At 64.1% G+C, this 20,728-nt stretch carries 24 protein-coding genes; 21 read left to right on the top strand and 3 right to left on the bottom strand.

What is annotated here, in order from left to right; translation table 11 throughout:
* The first annotated feature begins 88 nt into the window (after window positions 1-88).
* The 9 genes from ABIB80_RS15480 (at window position 89) to ABIB80_RS15520 (ending at window position 8,721) form a co-directional block, all read left to right on the top strand.
* Window positions 89-1,546 (top strand): hypothetical protein, encoded by a 1,458-nt coding sequence (locus ABIB80_RS15480; protein ID WP_035992890.1) that lies wholly within the window; start codon window positions 89-91, stop codon window positions 1,544-1,546.
* Complete coding sequence (locus ABIB80_RS15485; protein ID WP_354127862.1) at window positions 1,543-2,442, top strand: UPF0280 family protein; 900 nt, start codon at window positions 1,543-1,545, stop codon at window positions 2,440-2,442. Before ABIB80_RS15480 ends, ABIB80_RS15485 begins: the two co-directional genes overlap by 4 nt.
* 27 nt (window positions 2,443-2,469) lie before the next feature.
* Window positions 2,470-3,054 carry an amino acid synthesis family protein gene (locus ABIB80_RS15490; RefSeq protein ID WP_354127863.1) on the top strand — a complete coding sequence of 195 codons (585 nt, stop codon included), beginning with the start codon at window positions 2,470-2,472 and terminating at the stop codon, window positions 3,052-3,054.
* A gap of 25 nt (window positions 3,055-3,079) precedes the next feature.
* Window positions 3,080-4,282 carry an ABC transporter substrate-binding protein gene (locus tag ABIB80_RS15495; RefSeq protein WP_354127864.1) on the top strand — a complete coding sequence of 401 codons (1,203 nt, stop codon included), beginning with the start codon at window positions 3,080-3,082 and terminating at the stop codon, window positions 4,280-4,282.
* 157 nt (window positions 4,283-4,439) lie between these two features.
* Complete coding sequence (locus ABIB80_RS15500; protein WP_354127865.1) at window positions 4,440-6,329, top strand: ABC transporter permease; 1,890 nt, start codon at window positions 4,440-4,442, stop codon at window positions 6,327-6,329.
* A complete protein-coding gene (locus ABIB80_RS15505; protein WP_007592447.1) occupies window positions 6,326-7,117 on the top strand; it encodes an ABC transporter ATP-binding protein in 792 nt (263 codons plus the stop codon). Before ABIB80_RS15500 ends, ABIB80_RS15505 begins: the two co-directional genes overlap by 4 nt.
* On the top strand, window positions 7,114-7,818 hold the full coding sequence (locus ABIB80_RS15510; protein WP_007592446.1) for an ABC transporter ATP-binding protein: 705 nt from the start codon (window positions 7,114-7,116) through the stop codon (window positions 7,816-7,818). The genes ABIB80_RS15505 and ABIB80_RS15510 overlap by 4 nt, the downstream gene beginning before the upstream one ends.
* 14 nt (window positions 7,819-7,832) lie before the next feature.
* Complete coding sequence (locus ABIB80_RS15515) at window positions 7,833-8,288, top strand: MarR family winged helix-turn-helix transcriptional regulator (protein WP_027517315.1); 456 nt, start codon at window positions 7,833-7,835, stop codon at window positions 8,286-8,288.
* Window positions 8,289-8,331: 43 nt separating this feature from the next.
* Entirely contained in the window at window positions 8,332-8,721 is a 390-nt protein-coding gene (locus ABIB80_RS15520) for a hypothetical protein (RefSeq protein ID WP_219682574.1), read from the top strand.
* Window positions 8,722-8,771: 50 nt separating this feature from the next.
* On the opposite strand, the gene ABIB80_RS15525 is transcribed toward ABIB80_RS15520, so the two are convergent.
* Entirely contained in the window at window positions 8,772-9,968 is a 1,197-nt protein-coding gene (locus tag ABIB80_RS15525; RefSeq protein WP_354127866.1) for an amidohydrolase family protein, read from the bottom strand.
* A gap of 156 nt (window positions 9,969-10,124) precedes the next feature.
* Between ABIB80_RS15525 and ABIB80_RS15530 the strand changes: the two genes are divergently transcribed.
* From ABIB80_RS15530 to ABIB80_RS15565, 8 genes are all read left to right on the top strand, one after another.
* On the top strand, window positions 10,125-10,898 hold the full coding sequence (locus tag ABIB80_RS15530; RefSeq protein ID WP_007592440.1) for a ferredoxin--NADP reductase: 774 nt from the start codon (window positions 10,125-10,127) through the stop codon (window positions 10,896-10,898).
* Window positions 10,899-11,004: 106 nt separating this feature from the next.
* Window positions 11,005-11,331, top strand: coding sequence for a hypothetical protein (locus ABIB80_RS15535; RefSeq protein WP_354127867.1), 327 nt, complete (start codon window positions 11,005-11,007; stop codon window positions 11,329-11,331).
* A gap of 107 nt (window positions 11,332-11,438) precedes the next feature.
* The gene (locus ABIB80_RS15540) at window positions 11,439-12,710 is read left to right on the top strand and encodes a cytochrome P450 (RefSeq protein WP_354127868.1); all 1,272 of its coding nucleotides are present in this window, start codon (window positions 11,439-11,441) and stop codon (window positions 12,708-12,710) included.
* Window positions 12,711-12,848: 138 nt separating this feature from the next.
* Window positions 12,849-13,031 carry a hypothetical protein gene (locus tag ABIB80_RS15545; RefSeq protein ID WP_007592434.1) on the top strand — a complete coding sequence of 61 codons (183 nt, stop codon included), beginning with the start codon at window positions 12,849-12,851 and terminating at the stop codon, window positions 13,029-13,031.
* Window positions 13,032-13,040: 9 nt separating this feature from the next.
* Window positions 13,041-13,241, top strand: coding sequence for a hypothetical protein (locus tag ABIB80_RS15550; RefSeq protein WP_007592432.1), 201 nt, complete (start codon window positions 13,041-13,043; stop codon window positions 13,239-13,241).
* 3 nt (window positions 13,242-13,244) lie between these two features.
* Window positions 13,245-13,472, top strand: a complete 228-nt coding sequence (locus tag ABIB80_RS15555) for a hypothetical protein (protein ID WP_354127869.1) — start codon at window positions 13,245-13,247, stop codon at window positions 13,470-13,472.
* Window positions 13,473-13,487: 15 nt separating this feature from the next.
* Window positions 13,488-13,751, top strand: a complete 264-nt coding sequence (locus ABIB80_RS15560) for a hypothetical protein (protein ID WP_035992883.1) — start codon at window positions 13,488-13,490, stop codon at window positions 13,749-13,751.
* Between the two features lie 34 nt (window positions 13,752-13,785).
* Window positions 13,786-14,028, top strand: a complete 243-nt coding sequence (locus ABIB80_RS15565) for a hypothetical protein (RefSeq protein WP_007592431.1) — start codon at window positions 13,786-13,788, stop codon at window positions 14,026-14,028.
* 38 nt (window positions 14,029-14,066) lie between these two features.
* Here ABIB80_RS15565 and ABIB80_RS15570 read toward each other — a convergent pair whose 3' ends face one another.
* Window positions 14,067-15,317, bottom strand: coding sequence for a DUF763 domain-containing protein (locus ABIB80_RS15570; protein ID WP_007592429.1), 1,251 nt, complete (start codon window positions 15,315-15,317; stop codon window positions 14,067-14,069).
* A 127-nt stretch (window positions 15,318-15,444) separates the two neighbouring features.
* On the opposite strand from ABIB80_RS15570, the gene ABIB80_RS15575 reads away from it, so the two are divergent.
* Window positions 15,445-16,593, top strand: coding sequence for a mechanosensitive ion channel family protein (locus ABIB80_RS15575; protein WP_354127870.1), 1,149 nt, complete (start codon window positions 15,445-15,447; stop codon window positions 16,591-16,593).
* 86 nt (window positions 16,594-16,679) lie between these two features.
* On the opposite strand, the gene ABIB80_RS15580 is transcribed toward ABIB80_RS15575, so the two are convergent.
* A complete protein-coding gene (locus ABIB80_RS15580; protein ID WP_354127871.1) occupies window positions 16,680-17,660 on the bottom strand; it encodes a tripartite tricarboxylate transporter substrate binding protein in 981 nt (326 codons plus the stop codon).
* Window positions 17,661-17,775: 115 nt separating this feature from the next.
* On the opposite strand from ABIB80_RS15580, the gene ABIB80_RS15585 reads away from it, so the two are divergent.
* Genes ABIB80_RS15585 through dctA form a run of 3 tightly spaced genes read left to right on the top strand, consistent with a single transcriptional unit; the run spans window position 17,776 to window position 20,698 of the window.
* The gene (locus tag ABIB80_RS15585; protein WP_007592425.1) at window positions 17,776-18,486 is read left to right on the top strand and encodes a TetR/AcrR family transcriptional regulator; all 711 of its coding nucleotides are present in this window, start codon (window positions 17,776-17,778) and stop codon (window positions 18,484-18,486) included.
* A 29-nt stretch (window positions 18,487-18,515) separates the two neighbouring features.
* Window positions 18,516-19,400 (top strand): amidohydrolase family protein, encoded by an 885-nt coding sequence (locus ABIB80_RS15590; protein WP_007592423.1) that lies wholly within the window; start codon window positions 18,516-18,518, stop codon window positions 19,398-19,400.
* On the top strand, window positions 19,397-20,698 hold the full coding sequence (gene dctA / locus ABIB80_RS15595) for a C4-dicarboxylate transporter DctA (protein WP_354127872.1): 1,302 nt from the start codon (window positions 19,397-19,399) through the stop codon (window positions 20,696-20,698). The genes ABIB80_RS15590 and dctA overlap by 4 nt, the downstream gene beginning before the upstream one ends.
* The last annotated feature ends 30 nt before the right edge of the window (window positions 20,699-20,728 follow it).

Genomic DNA, 20,728 nt, shown 5'->3' on the forward strand with positions numbered 1-20,728 from the left:
TGCGCCGCACCGCCGCTTGACAGCCATCGGGAGGGCGCGCAACATCGTTCGTGTACAAATGATAACTGCACTGTCGGCTGGCTTTGACATGGTGACTGAACCTACGAGCGCCGCCATCGACAAGATCCGCTGCGATGCGTGTCCGGTGATGTGCTACATCAAGCCGGGCGCGGCGGGCGCATGCGACCGCTATGCCAATCACGAAGGCAAGCTCGTCCGCGTCGATCCGCATGTGATCCTGGAGCGCACCGTGTCGCATGGCGGCAAGCTCGTTCCGTTCAGCCGCACCGAAGATTGGGACGGCAAGATCGTCCACGAGCCTTCCACCTTTGTAACGGCGATCGGCGCGGGGACGACCTATCCCGACTACAAGCCGGCGCCGTTCATCGTCTCGGCGGAGGTCGACGGCGTCGACATGGTGACTGTCGTCACCGAGGGCATCTTCTCCTATTGCGGCATCAAGGTGAAGATCGACACCGACCGCTATCTCGGGCCGGAGACGGCAACCGTCCGTGCACAAGGCGAGGCGGTCGGTCATGTCACCACCAGCGAATACGGTTCGCAGATGCTGTCGCTCGGCGGCGTGCATCATCTGACCGGCGGCTCCAAGAAGGAGGGCCGCGTCACCTGCGACACGCTGATGGATCTCGCAAATTGCAAGGCGGTCGAACTCACCATCGACGGCGGCGCGAGCGTGGTGGTGCAGGCCGGCCAGCCGCCGATCGTCAACGGCATGAAAGAAGAGCGCATGCGCGTCGGCTGCGGCTCGGCGACGATCGGCATGTTCGCCAAGCAATGGCACGGCAAGGTCGACGAGGTCGTCGTGGTCGACGACCATATCACCGGCGTGCTCTCGGAGCACCAGGCCGGCAAGCTGCTCGACATCGCCGATACCGGCATCAAGATGAAGGGGCGCCGCTCGACGCCCGGCCGCTATTTCCAGGTCGCCGATCCCGGCACGGGTTGGGGCGGCACCAATATCTCCGATCCGCTCGCAATCCTGGGACCGTTCGACGCGAAGGAGGCCAAGCCTGGCCTCACCATGCTGATGGTCTCCACGACGGGCGAGCATTCGTCCTATTACGTGCTCGACGAAGCCTTGAAGCCGGTCGAGACCGAAATGCCTGACGACCTCAAGTTCTCGGTCGAGCGCATTCAGGAGAATTGCGAGCCAGCGCTGTGTACGGTGCTGTTCATGGCCGGCGCCGGTGGTTCCTTGCGGGCGGGCGTGACCGACAATCCAGTGCGGCTGACGCGCTCGGTGAAGGACGCCCTGACGCGCGTCACCAGTGGCGGCGCGCCGGTCTATGTCTGGCCGGGCGGCGGCATCACCTACATGGTCGACGTGACGCAGATGCCGGCCGGCGCATTCGGTTACGTGCCGACGCCGGCGCTGGTCGCGCCCATCGAATTCACGATGAAGCTGTCGGACTATGCGGCACTCGGCGGGCACATGGATTATGTGAAACCGCTCTCCGAAGTTCAGGGCGGCGAGGATGTCCGCCAATTGCCCTGGCAGAACCCGATTCCGGGGCCTCGGGCATGACAAGGCTCCCGCAAATCGCGTTGCTGTCTGATGGCCGGCGGCTGCATTTGCAGGATGGACCGATTGATTTGATCGTCGAGGCGAGGGGGGCTGCCGACGCAGTGCGCGCGGCCTATGAGGCTGCGGCCCGGCGCTTCACGGGTTTGCTGGACGAGCTCTGCGCGGAACTGCCAGAACTGCGGGCGGCAGCTGAGCCGGAGCGGACATTGCTGGTAGGCGCCGTGGCGCGCCGCATGCACGCCGCGGTGGCGCCCTATGCCGCTGATGACTTCATTACGCCGATGGCGGCGGTTGCCGGCGGCGTGGCGGAGGAGATTCTCGGCGCAATGCTGAACGCTGCGGCGCTCGATCGGGCCTATGTCAACAATGGCGGCGACATTGCCCTACATCTCGGCCAGGGCCGGCATTTTTCGGTCGGCCTGATGGACCGGCCCGATCGCGACGGCGTGATGCGGACAATCAGGGTGGACGCCGATGATTCCGTGCGCGGCATTGCGACCAGTGGACGGCACGGTCGCAGCTTTTCGCTCGGGATTGCCGATGCGGTGACCGTGTTGGCCGGAACGGCCTCGCAAGCCGATGCCGCCGCGACGATCATTGCGAATGCCGTCGATCTGCCGGGGCATTCGGCGATCATCCGAAAGCCAGCGTGCGAGCTTCAGCCCGACAGCGATCTCGGCGCGCGGCTCGTGACCCGCAACGTTGGTGGATTGTCGCAGAACGAGATCACCACCGCGCTCGAATCTGGCGCGGAATGTGCACGGCAATTGTTCGATCGCGGATTGATCGAGGGTGCCGTGTTGCAGCTTTGTGGTGATATGCTTGTCATCGGGACCAAGGATATTGAACGGCAAAGATCGCGCCCGCTTGTGCCGGAGAACGCGGTTCATGCCTGAACAGGGAAGCGGCTTGAGGAAACAATCATGAGCGCGATCATCCGCAAGATCGTCACCGTCGTCGAAGAGACGCAGATGGAGATGGGCCGCCCGGTCTCGCCGCCGACGCGGCGTGCGGCGGCAATCGCCGTGATCGAGAATCCGTTTGCCGGAAAGTATGTCGAGGATCTCTCGCCGCTGATCGCGATTGGCGAGGAGCTCGGCGAGCTGCTGTCGAAGCGTGCGGTGGCGGCGCTCGGCATCGACGGGGCCAAGGCGCAGAGCTATGGCAAGGCGGCGGCCGTCGGCGAGAATGGCGAGCTGGAGCATGCAGCCGCCATCCTTCACCCGAAAATGGGTGCGCCGGTCCGTAAAGTGCTGAGCAAGGGCGCTGCGCTGATCCCGTCGTCGAAGAAACGCAGCGGACCCGGCACGACGCTGGACATACCGCTGGGCCACAAGGATGCAGCCTTCGTGCGCAGCCATTTCGACGGCATGGAAGTGCAGATCAACGACGCGCCGCGCGCCAACGAGATCATGGTCGCGGTTGCCGTCACCGACAGCGGCCGTCCTTTGCCGCGCGTCGGCGGGCTGACCGTTGCGGAGATCAAGGGCGAAGACGGACTGCGTTAATCTTTTCAGAAAAGTGGAGGTTGGGATGCGAGCAAAGAACTATTTCGCCGGCGCAGCATTTGCGCTGTTGGCGAGCGGCATGGCTCATTCGGCTCTGGCGCAGGATATCAAGATCGGCGAGATCAACAGTTATTCGTTGCTTCCGGCGTTCACCGAGCCCTATCGCAAGGGCTGGCAGCTCGCGGTCGAAGAGATCAACGCAGCCGGTGGCATCAACGGCAAGAAGCTCATCGTCGTGTCCAAGGACGACGGCGGCAAGCCGGCGGATGCGCAGACCGCGGCCAACGAGCTGGTGTCGAGCGAGGGCGTGGCGATGCTGACGGGTACGTTCCTGTCGAACATCGGTCTTGCGGTCAGCGATTTCGCCAACCAGAAGAAGGTGTTCTTCCTGGCGGCTGAGCCTCTGACGGATGCCATCACCTGGTCCAAGGGCAACAAGTACACGTTCCGACTGCGCCCCTCCAATTACATGCAGGCGGCGATGCTGGTGGAAGCAGCCAGCAAGCTGCCGGCAAAGCGCTGGGCGACGATTGCGCCGAACTATGAATACGGCCAGTCCGCGGTCGCGGTGTTCAAGAAGCTGATGTCGGAGAAGCGGCCCGACATCCAGTGGGTCGACGAGCAGTGGCCGCCGCAGGGCAAGATCGACGCCGGCCCGGTGGTGCAGGCGGTTGCCGCGGCCAATCCCGAAGCGATCCTCAACGTCACCTTCGGCGCGGACCTCGTGAAGCTCGTGCGTGAAGGCAACACCCGCGGCCTGTTCAAGGGACGCGAGGTCGTCTCGTTCCTCACCGGCGAGCCCGAATATCTCGACCCGCTCAAGGAGGAGACGCCAGAGGGCTGGATCGTCACCGGCTATCCCTGGTACTCGATCAAGACGCCCGAGCATGATGCGTTCCTGAAGGCCTATCAGGCCAAGTACAACGACTATCCGCGCCTCGGCTCGATCGTCGGCTACCAGACCATCAAGTCGGCGGCGGCGATCCTGGCGAAGGCCAATTCGACCGATCCGGAGAAGCTGATCACTGCGGCGGAAGGGCTGTCGATGCCGTCGCCGCTGGGCGAGATCACCTTCCGCAAGATCGATCACCAGTCGACGCTCGGTGCCTATGTCGGCAAGACCGCGCTGAAGGACGGCAAGGGCGTGATGGTGGACTCGTCTTACAAGAAGGGCGCGGATTATCTGCCAAGTGATGCCGAAGTCGAGAAGCTGCGTCCGAAGGATTGATCTCCGCTGCCGTAGGGTGGGTTAGCCGGAAGCGTAACCCACCACGGTCTGTACCCGCAGAACCAGAAGAGGTGGGTTACGCTGCGCTAACCCACCCTACGAAGCTCTCTCTCCCCGCAAGCGGGGAGAGGTGATGCAACACTAACCCGGACCGCCGATGGCCTTTTATGTCGTACAGTTTCTGACCGGTCTCGCCAGCGCAGCGTCGCTGTTCCTGGTGGCGTCGGGCCTGTCGATCATCTTTGGCGTGACGCGGATCGTGAATTTCGCGCACGGCGCCTTCTACATGATTGGTGCCTATATCGCCTTCACGCTCACCGAGCGCCTATCGGGGACGTTCGGCTTCTGGGGCGGGATCGTCATCGCTGCGCTTGCCGTGGCGGTGATCGGCGTCATTGTCGAGATGGTGCTGCTCCGGCGGATCTATCACGCGCCCGAGCTGTTCCAGCTGCTTGCGACCTTCGGCCTGACCTTGATGGTCGAAGACCTCGTCGTCCTGATCTGGGGCCCGGACGATCTCGTCGGGCGCCGTGCACCCGGCTTCAAGGGGGCGATCGACTTCTTCGGCCAAAACATCCCGAGCTATGATTTATTCCTGATCGTGCTCAGCCCGGTCGTGCTCGGCATCCTCTGGCTCCTGTTCCAGCGCACGCGCTGGGGCGTGCTGGTGCGCGCAGCGACGCAGGACCGCGACATGGTCGCAGCGCTCGGCGTCAATCAGAAATGGCTGTTCACGAGCGTGTTTGCGGTCGGCGTTTTCCTCGCCGCTCTCGGCGGTGCGCTCCAGATCCCACGCGATGCCGTGCATCATGCGATGGATTTGCGCATCATCGTCGAGGTCTTCGTTGTCGTGGTGATCGGAGGCCTCGGCAGCATCATCGGTGCTTTCGTCGCGGCGGTGCTGGTCTCCGAGCTCAACGCCTTCGGTATCCTGATCTTTCCCAAAATCTCCATCATCCTGGTGTTCCTGGTGATGGCGGCGGTGCTGATCGTGCGGCCCTGGGGCCTGTTCGGCAAACCAGAGGCCCCCGCGCGCAAGACGCCGGGTCTCACCGTCAATCCCTGGCGGCCGCTGACGTCGAATGAGCGGCTGGCTGCGCTTGCAGCGCTCGTCATCGCAGCGACGCTGCCGCTGTTCGCCGGCAACTATGCACTGACCGTCGGCTCGGAGATCGCGATCTCCGTGATCTTCGCCGTCAGCCTGCACTTCCTGATGTCGGTCGGCGGGCTCGCGTCCTTTGGCCACGCCGCCTATTTCGGCCTCGGCGCTTACGGCGTCGCTTTCCTCGCCAAGATGGCGGGGCTGCCGATGATCGTCTGCCTGTTGCTCGGTCCGCTGCTCGGCTGCATGGGCGCTGCCGTGTTCGGCTTCTTCGCGGTACAGCTCTCGGGCGTCTATTTTGCGATGCTGACGCTCGCCTTCGCGCAGATCGTCTGGTCGATCGCGTTCCAGTGGGTGAGCGTCACCGGCGGCGACAACGGCATCCTGGGCGTCTGGCCCGCGAGCTGGGCCGCGAGCCCATCGCATTTCTATTGGCTGTCGCTCGGTGTTGCTGCGCTCGTGACGATCGCTTTGCGGGCAATGGTGTTCTCGCCATTCGGCTATGCGCTGAGAGCAACGCGCGACTCGCTGCTGCGCAGCGAAGCGGTCGGCATCAACGCCAAGCGCATCCAGTGGACGGCCTTCGTGATCGCGGGCACGACCGCGGGCATCGGCGGCGCGCTGTTCGCCTACCTCAAGGGTAGCGTCTTCCCGGACAATCTCGGCATCTCGCTCTCGGTCGATGCGCTGGTCATGGTGCTGCTCGGCGGCGTCGAGACGGTGTCGGGCGCGGTGATCGGCGCCATCGTCTACAAGGCCTTGAACATCTGGCTGGTCAGCCAGACCGATCTGTCAAAACTCGTGCTCGGCGGCTTCATCGTTCTGATCGTCGTCGTCTTCCCCAAGGGCATCGTCGGCATGCTGGAGATGCTGGCGCAGCGCCGCAGGAAGGCATCGCCGCCGGGCTCCCCCTTGCTTGCCAAGCCGATCGAGTCCGCCGAATGAGCGTCGCCCCCCCACTTCTCGCGGTCGAAGGACTGACCAAATCCTACGGCGGCGTCCACGCCGTGCGCGGCGTCTCGTTCTCGCTGCGATCAGGCGAGATCCTGGCGCTGATCGGACCGAACGGCGCGGGCAAGAGCACTTGTTTCGATATGCTCAACGGACAGAACAAGCCTGACACCGGCCACGTCCGCCTGCTCGGCGAGGACACAACCGGCAGGAAGCCGCGCGAGATCTGGCGGATGGGCGTGGGCCGCACCTTCCAGATCACCGCGACCTTCGCGACCATGACGGTGCGCGAGAATGTGCAGGTCGCGCTGATCTCGCATGGCAAGCAGCTGTTCAATCTCTGGGGCTCGGCGCCGAACTTCGACCGCGGCGAAGCCGGGCGACTGCTCGAACTGGTCGGCATGGGCGGCTATGCGGATCGCCCTTGTGGCGAGCTTGCCTATGGCGATCTCAAGCGGCTCGAGCTCGCCGTCGCGCTCGCCAACCAGCCAAAGTTGCTGCTAATGGACGAGCCGACCGCCGGCATGGCGCCGCGCGAGCGCGTCGATTTGATGCGACTGACCGCGCAGATCGCCCGGGAAAAATCGATCGGCGTTCTCTTCACCGAGCACGACATGGACGTGGTGTTCGAGCACGCCGATCGCATCATCGTGCTCAACCGCGGCACGCTGATCGCCGAGGGCTCGCCCGCCGAGGTCCGCGGCAATCCGCAGGTGCAGGCGGTCTACCTTGGCGAGGGCCTGCTATACGATGCCGGGCATCGCGAGGGAGCATCGGCATGAAGCTCACGGTGCAAGACCTCAATAGTCATTATGGCCCGGCCCATATCCTGTTCGACATCGGCTTCGAGGTCGGCGAGGGGGAAGTCGTGGCATTGCTCGGCCGCAATGGCGCCGGCAAGTCGACGACGTTCCGCTCGATCGTCGGGCTCGTCGCGCAGCGCTCAGGACGGATCATGTTCGAAGGCAAGGATGTCTCGGCGCGTCCAACGCATGAGATCGTGCGCGATGGGCTTGGTTACGTGCCGGAGGAGCGGCGTATCTTCACCGATCTGACGGTGGAAGAGAATCTGGAAGTCGGCCGCCAGCCGAAGCGCCCGAACGCGCCGCACTGGACCCGCGACAAGCTGTTTTCGCTGTTCCCCAACCTCGGCGAGATGAAAAATCGCCCGGGTGGCCGCATGAGCGGCGGCGAGCAGCAAATGCTCACCATCGCACGCACGCTGATGGGCAATCCGTCGCTGGTGCTGCTCGACGAGCCCTCGGAAGGCCTGTCGCCGAAGATCGTGGAGCAGATGGTTGAGGCCATCCTGACCATGAAGAAGGAGGGCGTCAGCATCGTCGTCTCCGAGCAGAATCTGCACTTTGCGCGGCTGATCTCCGATCGCGCCTATATCATCGAGCGCGGCCGCATCTGTTTCGGCGGCACCATGGCCGAGCTCGATGCGCGTCCGGATATCCGCGACGCACATTTGTCGTTGTAGGGGGCGGGGAGCGGATGGCGAGAAGCGTCGCGGCGAAGAAAAGCGTCAAACCGGCAAAGCCGCCTTACGTGCTCGATGAGCAGGTTGGCTTCATCCTTCGACAGGTCTGGCAGCGCCACAGCGCGATCTTCTCTCGCGAGATCGGCACCAATATTACGCCGACGCAATGGGCGGCGCTGTCGAAGCTCGCCGAGGCCGGGCCATGCTCGCAGAACCAGCTCGGGCGCCTGACGGCGATGGATGTGGCGACCATCAAGGGCGTGATCGATCGTTTGACGGCGCGCGGCCTCACCGAGACCAGCCAGGATCCCGAGGACGGACGGCGGCTTCTGGTCAGCCTGACGCGCGCGGGGCAACAGCTGGCGGAAAAGGTCGCGCCGAATGCGCTCGCGATCACACGGGAGACGCTGGCGCCGCTCGAGGCAAGGGAGCGCGAGATGCTGATGGCGCTGTTGAACAAGCTGCGGTGAGGTGCGACTAACCTCGGTGAAGGTCTTGTCGAGGTTTTTTGATATGAGAGCGGCGACCCGCTTTGCGATGGTTCTGAGTATGAGTGCGGTGCTGGCAAGCCAGTGTGCTCACGCCCTGGCGGCGCAAGCCTATGAGGGGTTCTGGGCGTCAACCAAAAAGGATTGCCGCGACCAGGACAGCGCCAACCGCATGAGCATCGAGGGCGGCAACCGCCTCTATTGGTACGAGACCAGGTGCCGCGCCAGCGAGGTCACGGCCGACGGGCACCTGAGCTGGAAAATGAAGCTCGCTTGCGAAGGCGAGGGCGAAAAGTATCGCTCCAGTCCCCGGGTTTCCATTGCCGCTGACGGCAAGCTGGTGGTGGACGACAGTCCGGTCGGGCAAGGCAAGCGCCAGACCTACGTGCGTTGTGAAATCGCTAAGCGCCGCTGATTGGATGATCAGCTTTTTCCCGCGCGGAGCGGCGAACCGCTCCGGCTGCGTCACTTCGCCACCACCTCCGGCACCCTGCCGGCCGGCGGAGTGTTGCGGCTGCGCTGGGTGCGCACGATACCGTCGATGATGGTCATGCCGATGCCGGGGAGGTCGCCGAGCTGCACGCTGTCCAGGATGTTCTTGCCGGCCGAGTGCTGCGCCTTGTCCATGATGACGAAATCGGCCGAGCGGCCGACTTCGATCAGGCCGCAATCCAGTTCGCGCATCCGCGCCGTGTTGCCGGTGGCAAGGCAAAACGCGACCTCGGCCGGCAGGTCGCCAAGCGAGGACAGCATCGACACCATGCGTAGAATGCCGAGCGGCTGCACGCCGGAGCCGGCCGGCGCATCGGTGCCGAGGATGACGCGGTGCAGATCGCCCATCTCGCGCGCAATGCGCAACGTGAATAGCGCCGAGCGCTCGTTGCCATTGTGGACGAGCTCGAGGCCGCGCTTGCAGCCCTCGCAGATGCAGCGGATCTGGTCGTCGGGAAGCGCGGTGTGACCGCCATTGATGTGGCCAATCACATCGGTGTCGGCCTCCAGCACCACGTCCTTGTCAATCAATCCGGAGCCGGGGATCGAGGGACCGCCGGTGTGGATCGTGCTCTGGATGCCGTATTTGCGCGCCCAGCCGACCATTTTTCGCGCGGTAGGGCCGTCCTTGACGCCGCCCAGGCCGACTTCGCCGAGCAGCTTGACGCCGGCTGCGGCCAACTCCTTGAAGTCCTCCTCCACCATCTCGCATTCGATCACCGGCGCGCCGGCGTGAACCTTCACGCCGCCAGGCCGCAGATTCCAGAATGCGCGCTGGGCGAAGATCGCCATCGCCTTCAACCCGACGACGTCGCGCGGGCGGCCGGGCATATGCACCTCGCCGGCGGAAATCATCGTGGTGACGCCGCCATGCAAATTGCTGTCGATCCAGCCGATCTGGTTCTGGCGAGGCGTCCAGTCGCCCGCAACAGGGTGGACATGGCTGTCGATCAGGCCGGGCGCCACCGTAGTGCCATTGGCCTCGACGATCGTTGTCGCGCCTTCGGTGTTGAGGTCCTTGAAGCGGCCGATCGCAGTGATCTTGCCGTTCTCGGCGACGATGGTGTCGCCGTCCAGGATCGGCTTTTCCAGCGCGCCGGACAGGATCAGGCCGATATCGCGGATCACGAGCTTCGAAGGTCCGGTGGCCTGGGGTGCGTCATGCGCCATGGAATGGGTCCTTGTCCTTAACTGCAACGCTTCCGATCTTGGGCAGCCTTGACCGCGGGATCAAGCCGGATTATTCATTAGTATACAAATGATCGTGTACAAACGACGCATAGCTGCCGCCTTGAAAACCGCCACGACACACCACGGAAGGGTGAGATGAGCAATTTCAATCAGGAAGCCGTTTTGAGCGTCCACCACTGGACCGACACGCTATTCTCCTTCAAGACCACCCGCAGCCCGACCTTCCGCTTCCGCAACGGCGAATTCACCATGATCGGCCTCAAGGTCGGCGAGAAGCCGCTGCTGCGGGCCTACAGCGTCGCCAGCGCCAATTACGAGGACACGCTGGAGTTCTTCTCGATCAAAGTGCCGGACGGCCCGCTCACCTCCCGGCTCCAGCATCTGAAGGAAGGCGACGAGATCATCGTCAGCCGCAAGGCCACCGGCACGCTGGTGATCGACAATCTGGAGGACGGCCGCAACCTCTACCTCATCGGCACGGGCACGGGCCTTGCGCCGTTCCTAAGCGTGATCAAGGACCCCGAAACCTACGAGCGGTTCGAGAAGGTCGTGCTGCTGCACGGTTGCCGGCACGTGAAGGAGCTCGCCTATGGCGAGATGATCACGGAGACGCTGCCCAAGGACGAGCTGATCGGCGAGTACATCCGTAGTCAGTTGATCTACTATCCGACCGTGACGCGCGATCCCTTCCGCAATCGCGGCCGCATCACCGACCTCATCACCTCGGGGAAGCTGTTTTCCGACATCGGCCTGCCGGCCTTGGAAGCCGCCCACGACCGCGTCATGATCTGCGGCAGCCCGGCGCTGGTGGCGGATACCCGCGTGCTCCTCGGCGAGCGAGGGCTTGTCGAGGGCAATCACGGCGAGCCGGCCCAATTCGTGGTCGAAAAGGCCTTCGCTGAGCGCTAGGCCCGGAATTTTTGCGCGATAAGACCGTATTTTCGCCGTCGAGCGCCCGTTGCGGCGCCGATTCGGCGCGCGATACACTGCGGGAACGAATCAGCGGAGTTCCCACATGGTTGCGGACAGCGACAGCAACATCGCCTGGCACCGGGTTCAGTTGAAGAAGAACCGCACCGAGTTGAAGGCGCTCGAGACCGCGCGCTTCACAATGGGCGAGATCGCGTCTTCGAAACGGAACGGCCAAACCCAGAAGGCGGTCGGGGAACTCAGGCGCAAGATCGCGCAATCCGAGCGCGCCATCGCCGATCACGACAAGCGCACGCGCCGTCCGCTCACCACCGACCTGCAAAGCCTCAGCAAGGGCAGCTGGAGCAATTGGGACGCCTACACCAACCAGCAGCAGCGCAAGATCAGCCCGCGTTCGCCGGGGCGGGGGTAGATTCGTCGCTCTACGCCTGCACCGCCGAAGCGCAGGTTCCGCACCCCTTGCGCGGGCGGCGTCGTGCACCATCTCGGTGAGACGCCATCAACCGCTTCGGTGATCACATGGCACCACGCCTCGATTTCACCAGCGAGGCCTTCTTTCGCGATCCACCCAGGGCGATCGCGACGTTGCGCATGTCCGGTGCTGTTGTCGCGGTGCGATTTCCTCTCGTCGGCGATGTCTGGATCACCACGACCTATGAGGCCGCGGCGCAAGTCCTGAAGGAGGGCAGCAATTTCACGCTGCGCAAGGAGGATGGCGACGTCGCAGGTTTGCGCTGGTGGATGCCGAACTACGTTAGAACCATCGCCAACAACATGCTGACGATGGACGAGCCTGACCACACAAGGCTGCGCAGCATCGTGGACGAGGCGTTCCGACGCCGCGCGATCGTCGCGATGGAGCCGCGTATCCGCGCCATCGCGGAGGGTCTCGCCGACGAGCTGTTCTTGGCAGGAAGCCCGGCCGATCTCGTCCAGCGCTATGCCCGCATCCTGCCGCTCGCGGTGATCTCCGAGCTGCTCGGATTGCCGTTGGCCGATCGCCCTCGCTTCATCGCCTGGGCCAATACGATGTCCTCGCTCACGAACGTTGCCAGCTTCTTCCGCCTGCTGTTCGCGTTCCGCAAGATGCGAGCCTACCTCGAACGGCAGTTACAGATTGCGCGCGTGCGGGGCGGCGAGGGCCTGATCGCGGAGCTGGTCCAGGTCGAGCGCGAGGGCGGCCAGATCACGTCGGACGAAATGGTGTCGATGGTGTTCCTGCTGCTCGCGGCCGGCTCCGAGACCACCACGCATCTCATCAGCGGTTCCGTCTACGAGCTCCTCAGAAATCCCGGCGTCCGCGACTGGCTGGCACAGGACTGGAGCCGCGTCGGGATCGCGGTGGAGGAATTCCTGCGCTTCGTGTCGCCGGTGCAGTTCTCCAAGCCGCGCTATGTGAGGCGGGATATCGAGCTCGCGGGCGTGCGTCTCGAGAAGGGCGATCGCGTCATGGTGATGCTCGCCGCCGCGAATATGGACCCGGCGATGCATGATCGTCCCGACAGCATCGATCTCGCGCGCAAGCCGAACCGTCACATGTCCTTCGGAACGGGCATCCATTTCTGCCTCGGTCATCAACTTGCCCGGATCGAGGCGGCGTGCGCCCTGGAGGCGTTGTTCGTGCGATGGCCGAAACTTGGCCTTGCTGTGGACGTGTCTCAGATCCACTGGCGCAAGCGACCGGGCATGCGTGCGATCGCGAACCTCCCTGTCGTGCCCGACGGCCACGGAGCACAGGCGACAGCGTCAGCTGGATCGATGACGGTTCGTTCCCAGCCAGTGGCCTGCTGAGACTTACGCCTTGCGGAAAATTTTCTCTGCACTCGTCGGTAGGAACGGCATGCCGTTGCTCTAGTTGTTTTTGCGACATCGAAAGCCGCGATGAGTTCCTCCGGTCGATGTCGCAGATCAACAACAGGAGACAGCATCATGACCGGCAAGATGCCACCTGTTCCGGCCGAGAACCAAAGCCCAAAGGGAACCGGCGACAGCAAGCAAGTGTCCTCGACTGCCCCGCACGGCCAGCAGCGTGCGCAAAATCCAGACCAGCAAGGGCAGCAGGGCAACATCAAGCAGAACACCACCAACCAAGGCTATCAGCAGGATCGCTGAGGAGGTGACATGTCGACATCCACCAAGACACCGAACAGCATCCGTCAGGGCGGACCTGGCGCTTCGCATGAGAATGCGAAGGCACCGCTCGAAGTGAAGAAGCCACCGGCGGACGACCCGCAGCGCAACCACAGCCGCGTCTCCGGCGGAGGTGGCGAGCACGATTCACACCACAGGCATGACGAGGCCGGAAAGGGCGGAGGCAGGTGAGGCATGATCAATAGGCAACCCAAACTCTACGCACCGACCGGAAAGGATCTGCACGAAAATCCCCTGATCGGCGGGTCGAAGGGCGCAACGATGGCCGGTATCTCGCCTGAGGACCTCGAGGACGCCCTGGGCGAGAACACGATCGAAGGCGACGTCGAGAACGACGTGAACGCCACTGGCGGCCTCGACAAGGACGTCGCGCGCAGTGGCACGCACCGACGAGACCGATAGCTCCGGAGGACGAGCATGCAAGGCAAGAAGACCCACGAGCAACAGGTTCGCATCCTCGAGCGCAAGCCGGATGTTCCAGACGCGCGAGAGCTTGACCAAGCCATCGGCCACAATCCGGAGGACACGGCCGTCCATCGCGCGCGACCCGAGGCGCGGCAGAGTGAATTTCCGGTGAGCCGGGGCGGCCTCAACCAGGAGAGCGACCACAACAAGCACAACGACACCGGCCAGAGCGGCCACAAGCCCCCGAAACCGACGCCGGCCCAGCAGAAGCACTGAGCCTCACGGGCGATCAAAGCAAGAGGAGAAAAAGATGCCAGGTGGTCATGGCAGCAAGACGCATTTCAGATCGGGCATGCACGGCAAGGGCGACGGCACCGGCGCCATGACGGACGTGTCCAAGGACAAGATCGGCGACAACATGGTCCTTTCGAACCGCGACAAGAAGCAGCATTCGGACATTCGCGGCATGGACGGCAAGTCGATCCAGACGGATCAATATCAGGATCACTCGGCCAACCGACTCGATGAGGAGCCGGGCAGCGACGAGACCTGAGAGCGGCGCTCCTTTCCGCTGAACTCGCGGACCGGTTTTCAGCCGGTCCGCTTTTTTGCCGGCCCGAGATCGCGCTCCCAGCCGAACACGGAGCGGCCGTCGAGATCGGGCGAGGCGGCACGCTCTCCGGCGATGAACGTATCGACGGATGGCCCGTGCGCGGTGCGCTCCAGCCGCCGCGCCTGGTCGTCGAGGCGCTTGATCGCCTGCATCTCTTCCTCGCGCCCGAGCTTTGCGTTCTGAATCGCTCCCTTCAGCACGCGAATGGTTTCGTCATAGACCTTGATTGGAACAGGGTAGGGATGCCGGTCCTTGCCGCCGTGGGCAAGCGAGAAGCGGGCGGGATCGTTGAAGCGGTAGGGCGCGCCGTGCACGACTTCGGCGACCATCGCCAGCGAACGCACCGTGCGCGCGCCAACGCCGGGCGTCAGCAGCAGCTCCGGAAAGTCGACCGGGCCGCGCTCGGCCGCGGCCGCGAGTGTGCCGTGCAGGCGGCGCGCGAACACATCTTTTGGCCGGACGTCGTGATGCGCGGGCATGATCAGGTGCGGCAGCATCGCCTGCGCGGGCTCTGGCGCAGTCCCGGTGAGCCGCTCGAATTCGGAAAGAATGCGATCGGGGCCGAGATCACTCAACAGTTCGAGCTGCGCGGAGCGCGAGATATCGGCGCGATGGTCGGTGAGGTTGACGATCTCGCCTTGCAGCGGCCCGTCGATCGCGCTGTGCGGTGAGTCGACAAAACTCTTCAGTGCCTCGGAATGCCAATGATAGCGGCGGGCCTGCCGCTTGTCGCCGTTCATGCCCTGCTGCACCACCGTCCATTTGGCGTCGGCGGTGACGAAGAATCCGTGCAGGTAGAGGTCAAAGCCGTCCTGGACCGCGGCGCTGTCAACCTTCGCAACGAGGCGACTCGCACGCGTGAGCATTGCGCCGTCGAAGCCGACGCGGTCGCCGAGCTGCATCAGTTCGTCCGGAGTCTTGCGCGAGTGCTGGCCGCGCCCGCCGCAGACGTAGATTCCGAGCTCATCCTGCAGCGGGCCCAAACCCCGCTTCAGCGCGCCAATCACCGACGTCGTGATGCCGGAGGAGTGCCAGTCCATTCCCATTACGGCGCCGAAGGACTGGAACCAGAACGGGTGCGAGAGCCGCTGGAGGAATGCATCGCGCCCGTAATGATGGACGATCGCCTGCGTGACGATCGCGCCGAGCGAAGACATGCGGGTGGCCAGCCAGGGTGGAACCCGGCCGGTGTGAAGGGGAAGATCGGCGCTGCCGGTCCGTCGAGTCATGATTGACCACAAATAGCGCAGTTCGGCGATGATTGCACCAGAGGGATGCTGCGTTGCACAGAGCGGGGGAGCGAACCACGCTGCGACGCGTTGAACGGCAAGCGCGAATGCAAATGCGGGGACTTTAATGAATCGGCAGACCCTTTTGGCCGACATCGACAGGATGTTCGGGTGGATACCGTCGTGGTTCATCGGCCTGTGTCTGGTCGTTGGCGCGATCCTGATGGCCCTGTCGATCTACCGTCTCGCGGTTTGGCTGTTCAACCGCGCGTTCGGAACCCGTCTCCCGCTCGTGACCGTGTTCATCGAGCGCACGGCGGGCCCTGCTCAGCTGGCCGTCTGTCTTGCCGCCGTGGCGTTGGTGCTGCCGCTCGCGCCGCTGGACGACGCCTTCCGCACGCCGCTGACGCGCCTGTTCGTCGTTGCTTTCATCGCGCTGATCGGCTGGATCTCGATCCGGATCGTGGATATGAGCGCGGCACGGTATCTCCTGAACTTTCGCGACGTCACCGAGAATTTCGTCGCGCGCAAGCACGTCACCCAGGTCCGCGTCTTCAAGCGCGTAACCGATATCATCATCGTCATCATCACAGTGTCTACCGCGCTGATGACGTTCGACTCGGTCAGGCAATATGGCGTCAGCCTGTTCGCCTCCGCCGGTGCCGCCGGCATCATCGTTGGTCTTGCCGCCCGGCCGCTGCTGAGCAATCTGATCGCAGGCATGCAGATTGCGATCACCCAGCCGATCCGCATCGAGGATGCCGTCATCATCGAGAACGAGTGGGGCTGGGTCGAGGACATCGCCTCGACCTATGTGGTGATCCGGCTGTGGGACTGGCGCCGCATGGTGGTGCCGCTGTCCTATTTCATCGAAAAGCCATTCCAGAACTGGACCCGCGACACCGCGTCCCTGATCGGCGTGATCGCGCTCCACGTCGACTACCGCGCGGACGTTCCGCGGATCCGGCGCTGGCTGGAAGAAGCAGTGAAGGAATCCAAGTTCTGGGACGGCGAGGTGGTCAATCTTCAGGTGATCGACGCGGATGCTCGCACCATCGAGCTTCGCGCCCTCGTCAGCGCCAGGAACGCGCCACAGTCCTGGGACCTGCGCTGCGAGATGAGGGAGAAGCTCATCGCCTTCATCCGCGACGAGATGCCGGAAGCGCTGCCGCGCGAGCGCGCGATCCTGATCCCGTCGGGGGGAGGCGACGATGACGCCGATTTCGTGCGGCGTCCCGCGCCGCCGGAGAAGAGGCGGGCGAGCGCACGCAATTGACCTACTCGCGCGCCGCCTTCGTCGCGCCGCGCAAGCCCGCTCGCTGCTGGATCGTGTCGAGCGCGCCGGTCCTCATGCGAAGCACCTCATTGCGCGCGGATGTCGGCGGCCTTCAGCACCGGCTCCCATTTGGTCGCCTCGGCATGCATGTAGGCGTCGAAATCCTTGGAGGAGGAGCCGACCGGGGCTGCGCCGATCTTGCCGAGCGTCGACAGTACGTTCGAGTCCTGCAACGCCGCCTTCAGATCGGTTTCGAGCTTCGCCACGATCTCCGGCGGCATTTTCGCCGGGCCGAGAACGCCCCACCAGACGGAGACGTCGTAACCCGGCACACCCGACTCGGCGACGGTCGGAACATTGGGCAGCGCCTTGGAGCGTTCGGCCGAGGTTACTGCGAGCGCGCGCACCGGGCCGCCTTCGATCTGGCTGATGGCTTCTGCAAGTGGATTGATGCTGAGCGGGATGTCGCCGGCGATTACGGCGGTCAGCGCGGGGGCGCCGCCCTTGTAAGGGATCGCGACGATCTTGGTGCCGGACATATATTTCAATAGCTCACCGGCGAGATGCGCCGAGGTGCCGTTGCCCGACATGCCGTAGGAGAGCTTGTCAGGGTCCTTCTTCGCCGCAGCGAGGAGATCGCCGAGCGTCTTGTAGGGGCTGTCTTTGGCGACGACGATCGCGAGCGGCGAGGAAGCGACTTCGGTGATCGCGGTAAAATCCTTAAACGTGTCGTAGGGCACGCTCGGATAGATGAACTGATTGAGGGGATGACCGCTCGCGACCAGGATCAGCGTGTATCCGTCGGGGGCGGCTTGCGTCAGCGCCTGCGAGGCGACGATGCCGCCGGCGCCGGGACGGTTGTCGATCACCGGCTGCTGGCCCCAGGTTTTCGCCAATGCCTGTGCGAGCGTGCGCGCGAGCACGTCGACCGCGCCACCGGCGGCATAAGGGACAAGGATGTGAACCGGCTTGCTCGGATAGTTGTCGGCGGCCTCGGCGCCGCCGCCTCCCAGCAGCAGACCGGCACCCAGCATCAAGCTGCCGATCTTCTTGTTCAAACCCAGCATTTCCAGCACTCCTTGCGGGCGTCTGCGCGCGGACCGTCGGTCTTTCGAGCCGTCCGGACGCCGCCTATGGTTCTTGTTGACGAGACCTGATCTTTTGTACGATAGTACAAATCACATGACGCGCAACCCCGCCAGCAAGGAAACGGCCCGCAAGCCGAACATGCGCGAGGCAATTCTCGCCGCGGCCGAGGAGCTGTTCGCCACCAACGGCTTCAACGCCGTGTCGGTCCGCGATATCGCACAGGCCGCCGGCGCCAATCCCGGCAGCGTCACCTATCATTTCAAGACCAAGGACGGCCTGCTGCTGGAGATCTATCGGCGCCATTGCGGGCCAATGAATTTGCGCCGTTCCGAGCTGCTCGCGGCCGCCAAACGCGTGCGCGATCTCCAGGACCGGCTCGAAGCGGTGGTGCGGGCCTATGTCGTGCCGGCCTTCACCTCGGGCAGCGATCTTGCCGGGGGCGGAGCGCGGTTCACGCGGCTGCGCGCGGTGATGTCTGCGGAGGGCAATGAGGTCGCGCGGAAAATCATCGCGCAGACGTTTGACGACACCAGCCACGCCTTCATCGACGCGATCCACGAAAGCCTGCCGCACGTTTCGCGCACCGACATCGTCTGGCGCAGCCACTTCCTGCTCGGCGCGCTCTACTACTCGCTGGTGACGCCGGATCGCGTCTCGCGCCTGTCGCGCGGCGAGGCCGACGGCAGCGATGCCGCAAGCGCCATCGAACAATTGGTGCAAGCCACCGTGGCCGCGTTCCAGGCGCCGGCGCTCGATCAGGCTGCACCGGCACGGCGACGACCGGTCGTCAGCAGCAAGACTTGAACACTCGGTCTCGTTCGGCGGTTTATCCGATGGCAATGATGTACACACCGACCATCCCGCCGCCCGATCCGAACACGCGCACGCCGAAGTTCAAGCTGCCGAAGTTGGCTTGCGATGCGCATTGCCACATCTTCGGGCCCGGCGCGACATACCCTTACGCGCCGGTCCGTTCCTACACGCCGCCCGATGCGCCGCTCGCCGATTTCCGCACGCTGCATGCCAAGCTCGGCGTCGAACGTGCCGTCATCGTCAATGCCAGTGTGCATGGCACCGATAACACGGTGGCGCTCGACGCCATCGCGCAGAGCAACGGCGCCTATCGCGCGGTTGCCAATATCGATGACACCATCACGGAGCGCGGGCTCCGCGTGCTGCACGAGGGCGGCTTCCGCGGCTGCCGCTTCAATTTCGTCCACCATCTCGGCGGCGTTCCCGACAAGCGTGTGTTCGACCGCATCGTCGCGATGGTCGCGCCGCTCGGCTGGCACATCGACCTGCATTTCGACGCGATCGATCTGCCTGAATATGCGGACATGCTGACAAGGCTGCCGCTGAGCTACACGATCGACCATATGGGACGGGTGAAGGCGTCCGAAGGGCTCGATCAGCTTCCGTTCAAGATCCTGATCGAGCTGATGCAGCGCGACGAGAAGTGTTGGGTCAAGATCTGCGGATCGGAGCGGGTGTCATCGGCCGGTCCGCCGTTCACCGACGCCGTGCCATTCGCGCGAAAGATCGTCGAGACCGCGCCCGACCGCGTCATCTGGGGCAGCGATTGGCCACATCCCAACGTCAAGGCGATGCCGAACGACGGCGACCTCGTCGACCTGATCCCGCTGTTCGCGCCGGAGCCGGAGTATCAGCAGAAGATCCTCGTCGATAATCCAGCGCGGCTGTTCGAGTTCGAGCGATGACGGCGCTGGCGATCGACAAGCCGCGTGGACGGGCCTGGTGGAAGGAGCTCTGGATCCAGGTGCTCATCGCCATGGCCGCCGGCGTCGCGCTTGGGATCGTCAATCCCGAGGCGGGCGCCAGGATGCAGCCTTTGGGCGACGCCTTCATCAAGGCGATCCGGATGCTGATCGCACCGATCATCTTCTGCACGGTCGTCCATGGCATTGCCCATATGGCCGACATGGCGCGGGTGGGCCGCGTCGCGGTCAAGGCGATCGTCTATTTCGAGATCATGACCACGATTGCGCTGATCATTGGCCTTGTTGCGGTGAACTTGCTCAAGCCCGGCGTCGGCATGAACATCGATCCAGCCACCATCAATGCCAGCGCGATCGAACCCTATGTCAAGCAGACCGGCGTGATCGGCTTCGTGCCGTTCCTGATGAACATCGTGCCCGCGACGTTCATTGGCGCCTTTGCCGAGGGCAACATCCTCCAGGTGCTCTTCATCGCCGTACTGTGCGGATTTGCGCTGGTGCAGCTCGGCGAGCGCGCCGCGCCGCTGGTCGATCTCATCGACATCGCCGCCAAAATGGTATTCACCGTCGTCGGCTTCGTGATGTGGGCCGCGCCGATCGGCGCCTTCGGCGCCATCGCTTTCACGGTCGGCAAGTTCGGCGTGGGATCGCTGGCCTCGCTCGGCAAGCTGCTGGGCGGCTTTTATCTCACCTGCATGATCTTCATCGTCGTGGCGCTCGGTCCCGTCGCGCGGCTGTGCGGCTTCTCGCTGCTCAAGCTGATCCGCTACATCTGGGAAGAGCTGCTGATCTGCATCGCCACGACGTCGTCCGAGACAGTGCTGCCGCGGATGCTGACCAAGCTGGAGCAGGCCGGCTGCGAGCGCAGTGTCGTCGGCCTCGTAATCCCGACCGGCTATTCCTTCAATCTCGACGGCACCTGTCTCTACCTCGCCGCCGCCTCGGTGTTCCTGGCGCAGGCGACCAACACGCCGCTCGGGCTCACCGAACAGATCGAGCTGCTTTTGATCCTGCTCGTGACTTCCAAGGGCGCGGCGGGCATCGCGGGCGCCGCCTTTGTCGTGCTGGCGGCAACGCTGTCCGCCACCGGCAGCATTCCGGTGACGAGCGTGGCGCTCGTGCTCGGCATCCACCGCCTGATGTCGCAGGGGTTGACGCCGACCAATCTGATCGGGAACGCGGTCGCGACGATCGCGATTGCCAAATGGGAAGGCGCGCTCGATCACGAGCGCCTGCGACGGGTGCTCGACGGCGAGGAGCCCGCGGCCGCGGCTCGATGAATTTATGACGTTGACGAACAGAAGAGGGGA

The organism is Bradyrhizobium sp. i1.15.2 (assembly GCF_040548425.1).
GTDB lineage: Bacteria > Pseudomonadota > Alphaproteobacteria > Rhizobiales > Xanthobacteraceae > Bradyrhizobium > Bradyrhizobium canariense.